Raw genomic sequence first — 16,655 nt, forward strand, 5'->3', positions numbered from 1 at the left:
CGGTAATTTAAAGTGCTATAACATCAAACCCTCATAACCCACGGAAAAGATAAGAAAAAATGGGAATTTTCCCTTTTCTGAACAAAGGCCCCAAGGCCATGTTGGGACTCGATATTAGCTCTACTGCGGTCAAGTTGCTGGAGCTAAGTCGCAACGGCGACAAATATCGTGTCGAAAGTTACGCCGTGGAACCCCTTCCCCCCAATGCGGTAGTTGATAAGAATATCAACGATGTGGGAGCGACAGCTGAGGCTATTCGCAAAGTAGTGCGGCGCTCCAAGACCCGCCTGCGCCTCGCCGCAGTCGCTGTATCCGGGTCGGCAGTGATCACCAAGACGCTGGAAATGCCAGCGGACCTCTCCGATGAAGATCTTGAGGCAAGAATTGCCCTAGAAGCTGACCAGTATATTCCCTATCCGCTGGAAGAGGTGAGTCTGGACTTTGAGGTCCAAGGTCCTTCTGAAAGGGGAGAGGAGCAAGTAGAGGTGCTTCTCGCCGCTTGCCGCACAGAGAATATTGAGCAGCGAACTTCTGCGCTGGCGGAAGCAGAGCTGGAGGCCGGCGTGGTGGATGTGGAAGCCTATGCCATAGAGCGGACTTACACCTTGTTGGAGGACCAGCTCCCACCGCAAGAGCAGCTGGTAGTGGCGGTGATCGATATCGGCTCAACCATGAGCGCGCTGTCGGTGCTTGTCGATGGCAAGACCGTGTATACCCGCGAGCAGCTTTTTGGCGGACGCCAGCTTACCGATGAAATTCAGCGCCGCTATGGCCTTTCAGCTGAGGAGGCCGCTCTGGCAAAGCGCCAGGGCGGTAGCGGCTTGCCGGATGACTATTTTACGGAAGTGTTAGAGCCTTTCCGCGATGCGGTTGTACAGCAGGTCACTCGCTCTTTACAGTTCTTTTACTCCTCGACATCTTACAGTGATGTGGACCATATCCTGTTGGGCGGTGGGGTAGCCGCGATGGAGGGCGTGGGTGAGTTGATTGGTGAGAAATTAGGCAGACCCACTCTAATTGCTAATCCCTTTTTGAAGATGGGAGTCTCTTCAAGGGTCAATAAGCAGGCGCTGGCGAATGAGGCTCCCTCTTTAATGATCGCCGCTGGTTTGGCGATGAGGGAGAAGGAGTACTGATATGGCAAAAATTAACCTTCTCCCCTGGCGCCAGGACTACCGTGCGCAAAAACAAAAAGATTTTCAGCAAGTCGCACTGCTGGTGCTTATTGCCGCAGCAGCGGTGGCATTCTTTTGGATGAAGATGGTGGACGATCAGGTTGTCGATCAGAAAGAGCGAAACCAGATTCTGCAGACCAAAATTAATGCGCTCAATGTTCAAGTAAAAGAGATCAAAGATCTCAAAAAACGCCGTCAGGAGCTCATTGACCGCATGAGAGTGATTCAGGAGCTACAGGGTAACCGCCCTCTTTCTGTGCGTTACTTTGATGAGATAGTACAGGCAACCCCTGAGGGATTATGGCTCAGTGGAATGAAGCGCGAAGGAAATAGATTAAATCTAGTCGGCGTGGCCGAATCAAATAATCGAGTTTCCTCTTTTATGCGCAACCTGGACCAATCAGATTGGTATGAGGCCCCCCAGTTAACTGGCGTAACGGCAACTCCACAATACGGTGAGCAAGCCAGTGAATTTAAACTTACGGTGAACGTAAGTGGCCGCAAGCAAAAAGATAGTAAAGATGGCGCAAAACAGTAAAGGATTTGGTCCATGGCACTGGCAGACTCACTAAAGCAGTTGAATGAGCTTGATATCAATGATATCGATCTCACTCGGATAGGCGTTTGGCCTTTACCGGGGCGCCTGGCTGTATTGGCCCTTGTCGCTGTCGTCATAATTGGCGGTGGTTATTACCTCTTTATTAAAAACTTATATGAGAGCCTTGATTTAGCGGCGAATAAAGAGAGGGAACTCTTCACCCAGTTTGAACGAAAGCAGTTTGAAGCCGCCAACCTTGACGCCTATAGAACTCAGTTAGTTGAAATGAAAGAGACTTTTGGCGCTTTGCTGAAACAGTTGCCAAAAGATACCGAAGTGCCTGGCTTGCTTGAGGATATTGATGAGTACGGGCGCGGCTCGGGCTTAACAATTAACAAAGTTGCCTTGGAAAAAGAGCGCGTTGGTGAGTTTTATGTGGAGCTGCCGATTCGAATAGAAGTGCAGGGCGGCTATCACGAGTTTGGGGGCTTTGTCAGCGGTATTGCAGGTATGCCTCGAATAGTGACTTTGCACGATTTTAATATTACAGGTGAGCGCGGTGATAAAGGTCTGCTGAATATGGTCATCAATGCAAAAACCTATCGCTACAAGGGGCAGGGTGAAGAGGGATGACAAAATACCTACTTGCTGCAATAACCTTGTTGTTTCTTTCTGGCTGCGGCTTGAACTCCGATCACAGTGACCTGAAAGAAAGAATGGCCGCTGTTGAGCGCAAGCCAAAAGGGCAGATTGAACCGATACCCACTTTTACGCCATACAGCCCCTATGTTTACAGTGCCGCTGCGCAGCGTAGCCCCTTTTCCCGCCCGGTACTGGAGTCAGAGCAGCGTATTGTCGGGCGCAAGCTGGACATAGCGCCGGACCTGACCCGGCAGCGGGAATTGCTTGAAAGAGTGAGTATTGATCTGCTGTCGATGGTGGGTAGTCTCTCTCGCGATGGACAGATGTGGGCGCTAATTAATGATGGTACGGGTGGAATCCACCGTATTACAGTAGGCAATTATTTAGGTAAAAATCACGGCCGCGTAGTTAACGCGACAAGTTCGCAGCTTGATATTCTTGAAATTATACCGGATGGCACTGGCGGCTGGATTGAGAGGCCTCGGGCACTGGCGTTGGAAGAAAGGGGCAACAAATAATGAACCACAAACAGTTCGCCAATGTAATGGCTCGATTTCAGCTGCTACTACTTGGTTTATTGATATTTCCTGTGGCGCTGCATGCCCAAGTAAATCAGCTTAATGATATTCAATTTGCTGAGTTGCCTGGCAGTCGTGTGCAACTGCGTCTAACTTTTAGCGATACGCCGCCTGAACCTACCGGTTATACCATAGAGCAGCCGGCCCGGATTGTTTTGGATTTTGCCGGTGTTGAAAGTGTGCTGCCGCAGAAGAAGTACTCACTGGGCATTGGTGCAGCCAGGAGTGCGGTGATTGTTTCCAGTGAAGATCGCACACGTCTGATCGTAAACCTCGACCAGTTGCCCACCTATTCCAGTGAACGCCAGGGCAATCAGCTGGTTATGGAAATTGGCACCGAGTCTTCTGAAAAAGCAGTTTCAGTTGCAGAAGCTGTTGAGGGCGATACCGGTTTGAAACTAGGCGGTGAAAAACAGTTCCAGGCCGCCGGCAACATTGGGGTAAACAATGTAGATTTCCGTCGTGGCGATGAAGGTGAAGGCAAGGTAATAGTGAGCCTCACTGACCCGGCGGTAAATATCGATGTTGAGCGTACCAACGGTAAAATTTATTTAACCTTCCTGGGTGCTGAATTGCCTGAGTCTTTGCGCCAGAGACTGGACGTTACTGATTTTGCCACACCGGTAAGCAATATTGTTGTGGACTACGATGGGCGCAACACCGTTATTGCTGTAGACCCCAACGATACCGAGTACGATTATTTGGCTTACCAGGCGGATACTGAGTATGTGCTGAGTGTTAAGCCGCTATCCGCGCAGGAAATCCGTGAAAAAGAAAAGGAGTTCCAATTCAACGGCAAGAAGTTGTCGCTGAATTTCCAGGATATTGAAGTTCGTTCTGTTTTACAGGTTATCGCTGACTTTACCGACCTCAACCTAGTTGCCAGCGATACGGTACAGGGCAAAATCACCTTGCGCCTCGATGGTGTTCCGTGGGACCAGGCTCTGGCTCTTATCCTTAAAGCGAAGGGCCTGGATAAGCGTCAGGAGGGCAGCGTTATTATGGTAGCTCCGGCAGCAGAAATTGCTGAGCGCGAGCGCCAGGAGCTTGAAACGCGTAAACAGCTGGAAGAGCTGGCCCCCTTGAGAACAGAGTTTATCAGTGTCCGCTATGCCGACGCTGGTGAGATCTTTAACTTGTTCTCGGGAACTGATGGCGCTTCTGGTGGCAGCGGCAGTACAGATCAGCAGATGAGTATGCTTTCCTCCCGCGGTAGCGCCATTGTTGATGAGCGAACTAACACAATTATCCTCACTGATACCGAAGACAAGATTGCCCAGTTCCGCGAACTGATAGAGGTAATCGATATTCCCATTCGCCAGGTGATGATTGAGGCGCGGATTGTTACTGCTAACAGCGATTTCCAGCGTGAGCTGGGCGTGCAGTGGGATTTTGTTGATGGCAGTGAGATTAATGACAGTACCTATGGTGTCGGCTCCGGCGGTGTAACGCTGGATGATGGTACCGCTCTTGGCAGTCTAACCGGGGATTTTGACCCTCTGTTGGTGGATCTCGGTGTGAGCAACCCCGCAGGCAGCATGGCTTATGCGATCTTACAAGATGATTTTTTCCTGAGTCTTGAGCTGTCTGCGCTTGAAGATGTCGGGGTGGCGGAGATTGTTTCTCAGCCCAAAGTAGTTACCGGTGATAAGCAGGAAGCAACCATTCAGTCCGGGGTAGAGATACCCTACCAGGAGGCAACTTCCTCTGGCGCCGCATCGATCACTTTCCGCGAGGCCGTCTTACAATTAAATGTAACGCCGCAGATTACTCCGGATAACAATATTATTATGGCGCTCAATATTGAGCAGAATAGTGTTGGTGATTACGTCGATGTAGGGGCGGGGCAAGTGCCTACAATTAACGTCAATACCCTGGAGACCAAGGTATTGGTGCGCAACGGCGAGACTATTGTTTTGGGGGGAATTTTTGAAAGCAATGTTGTGGAGGGTGAAACCAAAGTCCCTCTGCTGGGCGACATCCCCTATGTTGGCAACTTATTCAAAAAGACTATCCGCACCGATGACAAACGCGAGATCCTGATGTTTATCACACCGCGTATTCTCGAAGACGAGGCGTTTTACACTAAGTGATCACCCGCTCTATTTTTCTGGTCGGCCCCATGGGGGCCGGCAAGTCTACTATCGGCAGGTTGCTGGCAGCGCAATTGCAGCTGCCTTTTGCCGATACTGACAAGGTGTTGGAAGAGCGCACGGGTGCGGATATCCCCTGGATTTTTGATGTGGAAGGCGAGGCCGGATTTCGCCGCCGTGAGAGTGAAATACTGGAGGAGCTCTGCCAGGGTGAGTGCCAGATTATCGGCACCGGTGGCGGCATCGTTTTGCTGGAAGAGAACCGGCGCCAGCTGCAGAAATATGGTCACGTAGTTTATTTGCAGGCCAATATCGATCAGCTTCTGGAGCGCACGTCTAAAAATACCAATCGCCCACTGCTGCGCGTACCCAACCCCCGTCAGCGTATTGCGGAAATATTGCAGGAACGCGAACCGCTGTACCGCGAAGTTGCAGATATTATCTGCGACACCAATTACCTCTCACCAAAACAAGCCTCCCTTCTGGTCGCGGAACATTTAGGCAACCTGCTGTCCGATTAGCCCCAAGTGCCTGTGCTAAAGTGCGTCTCACTTCTGTTGAGATAATCACTAAGGGGATAGAGAGCAGCATGCACAGTCTTAACGTAGAACTCGGCGAGCGTAGTTATCCGATAATTATTGGTTCAGGTTTGCTCGGTGACCCGCAATATGTCCTCCCTTACATTAAAGGCCGGCAAGTTTGCATTGTTACCAATGAAACTATTGCTCCTTTTTATTTGGCGACATTATTGGAAGGGCTAAAAGGGCTCGATAAAGTGGATGTTGTCGAGCTTCCCGATGGTGAAGCTTTTAAATCACTCGACACAGTGAATCGAATTTTTGATGTGCTGCTGGAAAAGCGTCACAACCGCACTACGACACTAATCGCGTTGGGCGGTGGTGTCGTTGGAGATATGTGCGGTTTTGCTGCAGCCTGTTATCAGCGCGGGGTTAACTTTATTCAGGTACCGACTACCCTGCTGTCTTTGGTTGACTCCTCTGTTGGGGGAAAGACCGGCGTTAATCATCCTCTTGGTAAAAATATGATTGGCGCCTTCCACCAGCCCCGCCTGGTCCTTGCGGATACCGATACCCTTGCCACATTGCCTGCACGTGAATTTTCCGCCGGCCTCGCCGAGGTCATTAAATACGGATTGATCTGTGACAGACCCTTCTTCGAATGGATCGAGGAGAATTTACAAAAGTTACTAACGCGGGAGCCCGCAGCACTGGCTTACGCTATTGAGCGCTGTTGCGCCGACAAGGCGGATGTTGTTGCCAGTGATGAGCGCGAGAGTGGTCGTAGGGCGATACTGAATCTTGGCCATACCTTCGGCCACGCTATTGAGGCAGTCCAGGGGTATGGCAGTTGGTTACACGGTGAGGCCGTTGCCGCCGGCATGGTTATGGCGTTGGAGTTATCCAGATTGCGCGGAGATATCGATGCAGAGCTGGTGGAGCGGTTGCGAGTGATGCTAGAGGCGGCTGATTTGCCGCAGCAGGCACCGGAAGGTATGACAACCGATGAATTCCTCCAAGTAATGCAGGTGGATAAGAAGGTGTTGGACGGAAAATTGCGTTTGGTACTGCTAAAGGCGCTGGGAGAAGCAATTATTGTCGATGATACCCCTAGAAAAATGATTATAAATGCACTGAAAAACTGTGGTGCTGAGTGATAACCCTGCTCTTATTGTCTTAAAAATAGGATTGAGTACCAGAAAGATTGACTACTAGAAGATAAGTTTGGTTTTGTTTGATTTGACAGACTAATACACTGCTAAAAGTTGAAAATGTAGTGTTGGGCAAGTAATATTGCGCCCCCCCGAAAGGAAAGGCGGGGTAAAAAACCGCCAATAACAACAAAAAAAGCCCCAACAGAGGGCTTTTTTTATCTCGGGATCTTTTACCAAGGGACCGCAGGAGAGCGTAGCGCGAAGCTTAAAGTGACATTCGCCCATAACAGGCACTTCTTTTTTTAAGCGCCAGTGGTCCCCCAATCGATAGCGACGAGGAATTCTATGGGTAGCAGTCTGTATCAGTTGGATGAGTTTAAGGACAACTGCGGTTTTGGTCTGATCGCTCATTTGCACGGTGTGGCAAGTCACAAGTTAGTGCAGACGGCCATTGAATCCCTCACTTGCATGACCCACCGGGGCGGTATTGCCGCCGACGGTAAGACTGGCGATGGTTGCGGTCTTTTGCTGCAAAAGCCGGATACTTTCCTCCGCGCAGAAGCCAAGACCCTGTTTGGCGCTGAGCTGACAGCAACCTACGCCGTGGGGTCAATCATGCTCCCACTGGATCAAGCTGAAGCCGAGAAGGCCCGCAAAATTCTCGAAACTGAGTTGCAAGCTCAGGGCCTAAAGACCGTCGGCTGGCGCACCGTACCGACCAACCCGGAATGCCTGGGCCCCATTGCCCGGGATTGCCTGCCGCACTTTGAGCAGTTGCTGATCAACGATGCAGACGAGCCCCTCGGCGAGGCGAAATTCAATGCCCGTCTCTATGTGGCCCGTCGCAAAGCCGAGTTGCGCTTAAGTAGCGAAGTCTATATCGCCAGCCTTTCAACCAGTGTCCTCTCCTACAAGGGCCTGATGATTCCGGCTGATCTGCCCAAGTTTTTCCCAGAGCTGGCCGACCCGCGCCTGGAAACCGCGATCTGTGTTTTCCACCAGCGCTTCTCTACCAACACCATGCCCCGCTGGCCCCTGGCCCAGCCATTTCGCCTGCTGGCGCACAATGGTGAGATCAACACTATTACCGGCAACCGCAACTGGTCTGTTGCCCGCACCAGTAAATTTGCTACTGACCTGATTCCAGAGCTGAATGAGCTGGTGCCCCTGGTTAACCGTGAGGGTTCCGACTCCTCCAGCCTGGACAATATGCTGGAGATGCTGTTGGCGGGCGGTATGGAACTGCACCGGGCCGTGCGTATGCTAGTGCCACCGGCCTGGCAAAATGTTGAAGGAATGGATGCGGACCTGCGCGCCTTTTACGAATATATCTCCATGCATATGGAGCCCTGGGATGGGCCGGCTGGATTGGTGATGACGGATGGCCGCTATGCCGTGTGTACCCTGGACCGCAACGGCTTGCGCCCCTCGCGCTGGGTGATTACCAAGGATGACCTGATCACTGTGGCCTCCGAAGTGGGCGTGTACGACTATGCTCCCGAAGATGTTGTGGCTAAGGGCCGCCTCGGACCGGGGCAGATGCTGTCGGTGGACACCCAGGAAGGCAAGCTCTACCACACCGCTGACATCGATAATATGCTCAAGCGGGCACAGCCCTATAAGCGCTGGCTCAAGAATAAAGCACGCCGTATCCGCTCTACTCTGGTTACTGCGCCGGTGGACAACAACTTCTCCCACCAGCAATTCAAAGTCTACCAAAAGCTGTTCAGCTCCTCCCTGGAAGAGCGCGATAAAGTCGTCCGGCCCATGGCTGAGGCGGGCCAGGAAGCGGTCGGTTCAATGGGCGATGATACGCCGATGGCGGTTTTGTCCCGCTACAATCGCTCGCTCTACGACTACTTTCGCCAGCAGTTTGCCCAGGTAACCAACCCGCCAATTGACCCCCTGCGGGAAACTGTGGTGATGTCTCTGGAAACCTGCCTGGGTCGAGAGAAATCCGTATTTGAGGAAACTCCGGAGCATGCGGATCGGGTAATCCTGTCTTCGCCAGTACTTTCCCATATGAAGTACACGGCACTCTTATCCCTTGATCGCCCGGGCTTCGAAGCGGAGATCTTCGACCTGAACTACGACCCCACTGAGTTGGATCTCAAGTCGGCGATTGAACAGCTCTGCGCCAAAGTTGAGGCCTCAGTGAGGGCAGGGGCTGTGATTGTCGTGCTGTCCGATCGCGATATTCGCGAGGGGCACTTGCCAATCGATGCACTGCTGGCGACGGGTGCGGTGCACCACCACCTGGTACATGCGGGCTTGCGCTGTGATTCCAATGTTGTGGTGGATACCGCCAGCGCCCGCGATGCGCATCAGTTGGCCTGTTTGGTCGGCGTCGGTGCCACCGCAGTACACCCGTATTTCTCCTACAGCATTATCAATCACCTGATCGATACCGGTGAATTGCTACTGGATGCCGCTGAGGCGCAGAAAAATTATCGCAACGGCATTATCAAGGGCCTGTTAAAAATCCTGTCCAAGATGGGCATTTCCACCGTTGCCTCTTATCGCGGCGCACTGCTGTTCGAGCTGGTGGGTATTTCCAGGGATGTGGTGGATCTGTGTTTCCCCGGAGCGCCCACTCGCATCGAAGGTGCCGGCTTCCCCGAGCTGCAAGCCGATATGGCGGCCCGTGCCGATATCGCCTGGAAAGCCCGCAAACCGGTTTCCCCCGGTGGTCTGCACAAGTTTGTTTACGGCCAGGAGTATCACGCTTTTAACCCGGATGTGGTGACTACCCTGCGGCGCGCTGCCAGCACCGGTGATTATGCCGCGTGGCGGGACTATGCGGAGCTGGTTAACCAGCGCCCCGTGGCGACATTGCGGGATATGCTGGACTTCAGGGAGAACATCGAACCGGTAGCTCTGGAAGACGTGGAGCCGGCAGAGCAGATTTTGCGTCGCTTTGATACTGCCGCCATGTCACTGGGGGCCCTGTCCCCCGAAGCCCATGAATCCCTGGCCCAAGCGATGAATCGCCTGGGTGGGCGTTCAAACAGTGGCGAGGGCGGTGAAGATCCAGCTCGTTTTGGCACTGATAAAGTTTCCAAGATCAAGCAAATTGCCTCCGGTCGTTTTGGCGTAACACCGCACTACCTGGTAAATGCCGAGGTATTGCAAATTAAGGTAGCCCAGGGCGCCAAGCCCGGTGAAGGCGGTCAGCTGCCCGGTGGCAAGGTCAACGAACTGATCGCGCGGCTGCGCTATTCGGTGCCCGGTGTGACCCTGATTTCTCCGCCGCCCCATCACGATATCTATTCCATCGAGGATTTGGCGCAGCTGATCTACGACCTCAAACAGGTTAATCCCGATGCTTTGGTCTCGGTAAAACTGGTATCGCGGCCTGGGGTTGGCACCATTGCTGCGGGTGTTGCAAAAGCCTATGCGGATTTGATTACCATCTCCGGCTATGACGGCGGCACAGCGGCCAGCCCAATCACCTCGATTCGCTATGCCGGGTCGCCCTGGGAGCTGGGATTGGCGGAAACCCACCAGACCCTGCGCGCCAATGATCTGCGCGGCAAGGTTCGGGTACAAACCGATGGGGGTCTGAAAACCGGCCTCGATGTGATCAAGGCGGCAATTCTCGGTGCCGAGAGCTTTGGCTTTGGTACGGCACCCATGGTGGCGATCGGCTGTAAGTATCTTCGCATCTGCCACTTGAATAACTGCGCCACCGGTATCGCCACTCAGAAGAAGGACCTGCGTGACGAGCACTATATCGGCACCGCAGAAATGGCGATGAACTTCTTCCGTTTTGTCGCCGAGGAGACCCGCGAGTGGATGGCGCGTCTGGGCGTGCGGACCCTGGAGGATCTGGTGGGGCGTGTGGACTTGCTGCGCGTGCTGGATGGCGAAACTGACAAGCAGAAAAAGCTGGATCTCGCGCCTCTATTGCATACGGATGAGCTGTTGGACAGCAAGCCGCAAACCTGTCAGTCCGCGACGAATGATCCGTGGGATAAGGGTGAGCTGGCGGAGCGGATGGTGGCGGATATCCTGCCGACCATCGAAGGCTTCAAAGGTGGCGAGTTCAGCTACGACGTGACCAACTGTGACCGATCCCTGGGTGCGCGCCTGTCCGGTGAGATCGCCAAGCGCTACGGCAACCAGGGCATGGTTGCAGCTCCGGTGAAACTGCGCCTCAAAGGGGTCGCCGGCCAGTCATTCGGTGTGTGGAATGCCGGCGGTCTGGAAATGTATCTGGATGGCGATGCCAACGACTATGTGGGCAAAGGTATGGCTGGCGGCAAGCTGGTTATACGACCGCCGCAAGGCAGCTCATTCGCCTCCCAGGAAACCAGTATTGTCGGCAATACCTGTCTCTACGGTGCCACGGGCGGCAAGTTATTTGCGGCGGGCTGTGCCGGTGAGCGCTTCGCCGTGCGCAACTCCGGTGCCTTTGCGGTCGTCGAAGGGGCGGGAGATCACTGCTGTGAATATATGACCGGGGGTATGGTCGCGGTTCTCGGGCGCACCGGATTTAATTTCGGCGCCGGTATGACCGGTGGCTTTGCCTATGTGCTGGATATGGAGCGGGATTTCTTCGATCGCTGCAACCATGAGTTGATCGAGCTGCGCCGAATCAGCAGCGAAATTCTCGAACCACACCAGAGTCACCTGCGCGAAGTTATCGAAGAGTATGCGGCGGAGACCCAGAGCGCCTGGGGCGCCGAGTTATTGGATAACTTCGATGATTACTTGAGCCGTTTCTGGCTGGTTAAACCAAAGGCGGCGAGCCTTGCAGATCTTCTTTCCGACGTGCGCAAGCGCGGCGAATAAAGGCGGGGTAGAGAAACAGTATGAAAGACAGACTGAACAATGACTTCCAGTTTATCGACGTAAGTCGCATCGATCCGCCGAAGAAGGACATCATCACCCGCACCGGCGAGTTTGTTGAGATTTATGAGCCTTTCAGTGAGCGGCAGGTGGCCAGCCAGGCGCACCGCTGCCTGGATTGCGGCAATCCCTACTGCGAATGGAAGTGCCCGGTACACAACTACATTCCCAACTGGTTGAAGCTGATCAGCGAGGGCAATGTTATTGAGGCAGCCGAACTCTGCCACGAAACCAATACCCTGCCGGAAGTCTGTGGCCGGGTGTGCCCCCAGGACCGTCTCTGTGAGGGCGCATGTACCCTCAATGATGGCTTTGGTGCGGTCACCATCGGCAATGCGGAAAAATACATTACCGATACAGCCTTCGCCCTGGGTTGGCGCCCGGACTTAAGTCATGTGGAGAAAACGGGCAAGCGAGTGGCGGTGATTGGTGCCGGCCCGGCGGGTCTGGGCTGCGCTGATATTTTGGTGCGCAATGGCGTGCAGCCGGTGGTGTTCGACAAGCACCCGGAAATTGGCGGCTTGATTACTTTTGGTATTCCCGAGTTCAAGCTGGAGAAGTCGGTAATGCAGCAGCGCCGGGAAGTGTTTACTGAGATGGGGGTTGAGTTCTGTCTCAATACTGAGGTGGGTAAGGACATCAGTTTTGAGCAGCTGCTCAATGACTACGATGCTGTCTTTATGGGGATGGGCACTTACAACTATATGAGAGGCGGCTTCCCCGGTGAAGATCTGCCCGGTGTTCACGATGCTTTGCCATTCCTGATTGCCAACGTAAATCGCAATATGGGCTGGGAGCGCGACGCCTCGGAATTTGTTTCGGTTGAGGGCAAGCGCGTGGTGGTTCTCGGTGGTGGTGATACCGCCATGGACTGCAACCGCAGCTCGATTCGACTGGGCGCCAAAAGCGTCACCTGTGCCTACCGCCGCGATGAGGAAAATATGCCCGGCTCGCGTCGGGAAGTGGCCAATGCCAAGGAAGAGGGCGTACAGTTCAAATTCAACCGCCAGCCGGTTGAGATCGTTGGCGATGGCAAGGTGGCTGGGGTTAAAGTGGTAACCACAGAACTCGGTGAGCCCGATGAAAACGGCCGTCGCCGCCCTCAGGTAGTGCCCGGTTCGGAAGAAATTATCCCGGCGGATATTGTCCTGGTGGCCTTTGGCTTCCGTCCCAGCCCGGCGGAGTGGTTTTCAGAGCACAATATTGAAGTTGCCGACTGGGGTGGTGTCGTCGCTCCAGAAAAACAAAAATACAAATTCCAGACCTCCAATGAGAAGGTATTTGCCGGCGGCGATATGGTGCGAGGCTCCGACCTGGTAGTGACCGCTATCTGGGAAGGGCGCCAGGCCGGTGAGGGTATCCTCGATTACCTGGATATTTAATCGTTTCTGATTTGCAGTGAGGGCACCGTCCCTCACTGCCCAATTATCCCGTGTATATTTGTGCCAGTCCCAATAGGCACCCCGCAATATCTTTGCCACCCTGTGTATAGCGGCCCAGCCCCTGTACAATGGCCGTTTTTTTAGCCCGCTCGGTGTTTCTATGTCTGATACCAAACCGTCCGAATTGAAAAACGATCGCTTTCTTCGCGCCCTGCTGCGCCAGCCAGTGGATCGAACGCCTGTATGGATGATGCGACAGGCGGGGCGCTACCTGCCGGAATATCGAGCCAGTCGCGCCGAAGCCGGCAGCTTTATGGATCTGTGCCGCAATACCGAGCTGGCCTGTGAGGTGACGCTGCAACCCCTGGAGCGCTACCCGCTGGATGCCGCCATTCTGTTTTCCGATATCCTGACCATTCCCGATGCCATGGGCTTGGGCCTCTACTTCTCCGAAGGCGAGGGCCCCAAGTTCCACAAGCCCCTGCGCACGGCGGCCGATATCGAAGCCCTGGAAGTGGTGAACAGCGAAAAGGATTTGGACTATGTGATGAATGCCGTGTCCACCATCCGCCGCGAGTTGAATGGTCGCGTGCCGCTTATCGGTTTCTCCGGCAGTCCCTGGACACTGGCCACTTATATGGTTGAAGGCGGCTCCAGCAAGGATTTTGCCCGCTGCAAGGAAATGCTCTACAACCGCCCGGAATTGATGCACCAATTGCTCACGGTGCTGGCTGACTCTGTTACCGATTACCTGAACGCCCAGATTCGCGCTGGTGCCCAGGCCGTACAAATCTTTGATACCTGGGGCGGGGCACTCAGCCACAGTGCTTATCGTGAATTCTCCCTGAAATATATGCAGAGAATTCTCCAGGGGCTGATTAAGGAAGTCGACGGTCGTCGAGTGCCGGCAATCCTGTTCACTAAGGGCGGGGGTCAGTGGCTGGAGGCAATGGCAGATACTGGCGCCGATGCCCTGGGCTTGGACTGGACTACCGACATTGGCAGTGCCCGCGCCCGCGTGGGCGACAAGGTGGCCCTGCAAGGCAATTTGGACCCGGCTGTTCTCTACGCCAGCCCCGAGCGAATTCGCACAGAAGTGGCGGCTGTTCTGAAGTCATTTGGGCAGGGAAGTGGCCATGTTTTCAATTTAGGTCACGGTATTACCCCGAAGGTGGATCCCAAGCACGCCGGTGCCATGATTGAAGCTGTGGTAGAGCTGTCGGGTCAGTATCACGCCTGATTTGGCGACTGATCGCTGAGTCTGTGAATGCAGTCTCACTTTGGGCGGGTGAACCTTAATATCGCTCCATGATATAAAGGTTGGCTTGCCCCAGAGACCGAGGAGATTGAGCCGCAGGTCTCTCTGGGCAGCTTTGTAGTATTAATTACAGTTGTCGGCATCTTCCCAGTGGCAATCGAACAAGCAAAAATTTCTGTCGGTGATTTACAGCGCGGCATGTTTGTCTCCAAGCTTGACCGGCCTTGGGCGCGAGCGCCATTTGCGCTACAGGGTTTCTATATCCGCGATCTGGAAGAAATCCGCCAATTACAGAAATACTGTCGCTTTGTGTATGTCGACATTCACAAAACTGTCGGCAGTGCCGGTGTTACGCTGCGCCGATTACTCGGTGACAGTGAGACTTCCGCTAAGAGGGGCGCCTCCACTCGTACAGCGGTCACTATCCCCTGCAAACCTGTCTCTGTTTCCCATAAAAAATACCCCCCGCCACAGCCGGTGCAGCGGGAAGCCAGCAATGCGCGCAAGCTCCACGGCCAGATTCTCTATGGCATGAGTGAGGTAATGGGTCTTATCGCCAATAACAGACCCATACCGGTGCAGCAGGTCAATCAGGTTGTCGAGGATCTGGTTGAGAGTGTATTGCGCAGCCCCGATGCGTTCGCCTGGTTGGCCCGGGTGCGGGATAAAGATGAGCACACCTACAGCCACTCGGTGCGCGCCAGTATTTGGGCCGTGCTATTCGGCCGCCATATTGGCCTTTCGCGTACTGACTTACTGAAGTTGGGGGTGGCTACTCTGCTAAAAGATGTGGGTAAACTGTCTATCGACGGGGAAGTGTTGCAGATGAAGCGGCGCGACCCGCGCAGCGAGCTGGAGTATCGCAAATTTGTGCAGCACAGCGTGAAGATGCTGGCGGCAGACCCGAAAATAGATGCGCAGGTGATTGAAATCGTTAGCGGTCACTGCGAGCGCCACGATGGCAGCGGCTACCCCGAGGGCTTGCGCGGTGACCGGATTTCGGTGCTGGCGCGCATGTGCGGAATAGTAACTTTTTACGATGAGGCCACTAACCCCCGCGGTTCCAGTGAGCCGGTGGCACCATCCCGGGCAGTTGCCAAACTGTATGACCTGCGCGGTATCGCCTATCAGGAGCAGTTGGTGGTGGAGTTTATCCAGGCTATTGGTCTCTACCCCACCGGTACCCAGGTAGAGCTGTCGACCGGAGAAGTGGGTGTGGTAGTGGAGCAGACCTACGACCGGCGCCTGCGGCCAAAAGTGATGATTGTGCTCGATGGGCAAAAACAGGCGCTCACTAAGCCCCGCCTGTGCGACCTGGCTGAGGTCGAGGATCGCGAGCAAAAGCTGATCGAACGCGGCAAGATGAGAGCTGAGGAAAAGATCAGTATCCTCAGGGATATAGAGCCCGGGGCTTACCCCCAAGTGGATGCGGCAAATATTCGCGACGACTATCTATTCCGCGGTGGCCGATTGGGGCAGCTGCTAACGCGCCTGACAAAATAAGCGCGCGCTTTTCTCGAGGCGGCAGTTAAGGAGTTGTTTAGAGGCTCCTAAAGACTGCCGCTGCCCCTTCTAAATATCAGTCCTTATCGGACAGTAAATTACCGAAATGCTCACCCATGCGCACGGGCGACTCGGCCTCAAGCTGATCGAGCCAGCTCACCTGGTCTGCACCAAATAGCATAATGACGGTAGAGCCCAGCTTAAAGCGTCCCATCTCTTCACCTTTCTCCAGGTGGATGGGCGCCTTATCCAGATAATCTGTGCTGATAACCTTGCGCTGGATAGGAGCGACTTGTCCGGCCCATACGGTTTCGATACCGGCGACAATCATTGCGCCCACCAGGATCATTGCCATAGGGCCCGCTTCTGTATCGAACACGCAGACCAGGCGCTCATTGCGCGCGAACAGGCGCGGCACATTTTCTGCCGTTACCGTATTCACGGAGAAAAGCTGCCCGGGCACATAGGTCATGCTGCGCAGGGTGCCGGCCATGGGCATATGCACACGGTGATAATCCTTCGGTGACAGATACACAGTGGCGAAGTGTCCGTCATTAAATTGCGCCGCTACCTTGGGATCACCGCCCACCAGCTCAACCAGGCTGTAGTCGTGACCCTTGGCCTGGAAAATACGGCCGTTATGGATCTGGCCCAGCTGGCTGATGGCGCCGTCGGCGGGGCTGGCGAGGGTGTGTTGCCCTTCGATAACGGGGCGGGCGCCGTCCACCAACTCGCGGGTAAAGAATTCATTGAAGGTGCGGTAGGCAGTGCAGTCGCTCTCTTTGGCCTCCTGCATATCCACGCCGTATTTTTCCACAAACCAGCGGGTGAAAGGATCTTTGATCCACTTGAGTTCCGTATTCGCCAACCAGCCGGCAGCGCGGGAGAGTGCGTGTTGCGGCGTGAGGTATTGCAGGGCGGCAAAAAGTTTAGGGTTCATAAATCTACGTCTTTTCTCAATGT

General features: G+C 54.2%; 12 protein-coding genes. 11 read left to right on the forward strand and 1 reads right to left on the reverse strand.

The features are described from left to right. Nucleotides 1-59: 59 nt before the first annotated feature. From ACJJIF_RS15985 to ACJJIF_RS16035, 11 genes are all read left to right on the forward strand, one after another. Nucleotides 60-1,136, forward strand: a complete 1,077-nt coding sequence (locus ACJJIF_RS15985) for a pilus assembly protein PilM (RefSeq protein ID WP_444929319.1) — start codon at nt 60-62, stop codon at nt 1,134-1,136. A gap of 1 nt (nt 1,137) precedes the next feature. Further along, nucleotides 1,138-1,713 (forward strand): PilN domain-containing protein, encoded by a 576-nt coding sequence (locus ACJJIF_RS15990; protein WP_444929320.1) that lies wholly within the window; start codon nt 1,138-1,140, stop codon nt 1,711-1,713. A 12-nt stretch (nt 1,714-1,725) separates the two neighbouring features. Further along, nucleotides 1,726-2,346 (forward strand): type IV pilus inner membrane component PilO, encoded by a 621-nt coding sequence (locus tag ACJJIF_RS15995; RefSeq protein ID WP_444929321.1) that lies wholly within the window; start codon nt 1,726-1,728, stop codon nt 2,344-2,346. Beyond that, the gene (locus tag ACJJIF_RS16000) at nt 2,343-2,873 is read left to right on the forward strand and encodes a pilus assembly protein PilP (RefSeq protein ID WP_444929322.1); all 531 of its coding nucleotides are present in this window, start codon (nt 2,343-2,345) and stop codon (nt 2,871-2,873) included. Before ACJJIF_RS15995 ends, ACJJIF_RS16000 begins: the two co-directional genes overlap by 4 nt. Beyond that, nucleotides 2,873-5,026, forward strand: a complete 2,154-nt coding sequence (locus ACJJIF_RS16005; protein ID WP_444929323.1) for a type IV pilus secretin PilQ — start codon at nt 2,873-2,875, stop codon at nt 5,024-5,026. Before ACJJIF_RS16000 ends, ACJJIF_RS16005 begins: the two co-directional genes overlap by 1 nt. Further along, nucleotides 5,026-5,547, forward strand: a complete 522-nt coding sequence (gene aroK / locus ACJJIF_RS16010) for a shikimate kinase AroK (protein WP_444932369.1) — start codon at nt 5,026-5,028, stop codon at nt 5,545-5,547. Before ACJJIF_RS16005 ends, aroK begins: the two co-directional genes overlap by 1 nt. A gap of 68 nt (nt 5,548-5,615) precedes the next feature. Further along, the gene (aroB, locus tag ACJJIF_RS16015; protein ID WP_444929324.1) at nt 5,616-6,701 is read left to right on the forward strand and encodes a 3-dehydroquinate synthase; all 1,086 of its coding nucleotides are present in this window, start codon (nt 5,616-5,618) and stop codon (nt 6,699-6,701) included. A 342-nt stretch (nt 6,702-7,043) separates the two neighbouring features. Continuing rightward, nucleotides 7,044-11,492: a glutamate synthase large subunit gene (gene gltB / locus ACJJIF_RS16020; RefSeq protein WP_444929325.1), complete on the forward strand. Its 4,449-nt coding sequence runs from the start codon at nt 7,044-7,046 to the stop codon at nt 11,490-11,492. Nucleotides 11,493-11,512: 20 nt separating this feature from the next. Next, nucleotides 11,513-12,931: a glutamate synthase small subunit GltD family protein gene (locus ACJJIF_RS16025; protein WP_444929326.1), complete on the forward strand. Its 1,419-nt coding sequence runs from the start codon at nt 11,513-11,515 to the stop codon at nt 12,929-12,931. Nucleotides 12,932-13,091: 160 nt separating this feature from the next. Next, nucleotides 13,092-14,171, forward strand: a complete 1,080-nt coding sequence (hemE, locus tag ACJJIF_RS16030; RefSeq protein ID WP_444929327.1) for a uroporphyrinogen decarboxylase — start codon at nt 13,092-13,094, stop codon at nt 14,169-14,171. Between the two features lie 168 nt (nt 14,172-14,339). Next, nucleotides 14,340-15,692 (forward strand): cyclic di-GMP phosphodiesterase, encoded by a 1,353-nt coding sequence (locus ACJJIF_RS16035; protein ID WP_444929328.1) that lies wholly within the window; start codon nt 14,340-14,342, stop codon nt 15,690-15,692. A 76-nt stretch (nt 15,693-15,768) separates the two neighbouring features. Here the strand turns inward: ACJJIF_RS16035 and asd are convergent, their stop codons facing one another. After that, nucleotides 15,769-16,632, reverse strand: coding sequence for an archaetidylserine decarboxylase (asd, locus tag ACJJIF_RS16040; protein WP_444929329.1), 864 nt, complete (start codon nt 16,630-16,632; stop codon nt 15,769-15,771). Between the last annotated feature and the right edge of the window lie 23 nt (nt 16,633-16,655).

It is taken from the genome of Microbulbifer regidiadema (SeqCode) (assembly GCF_052467605.1).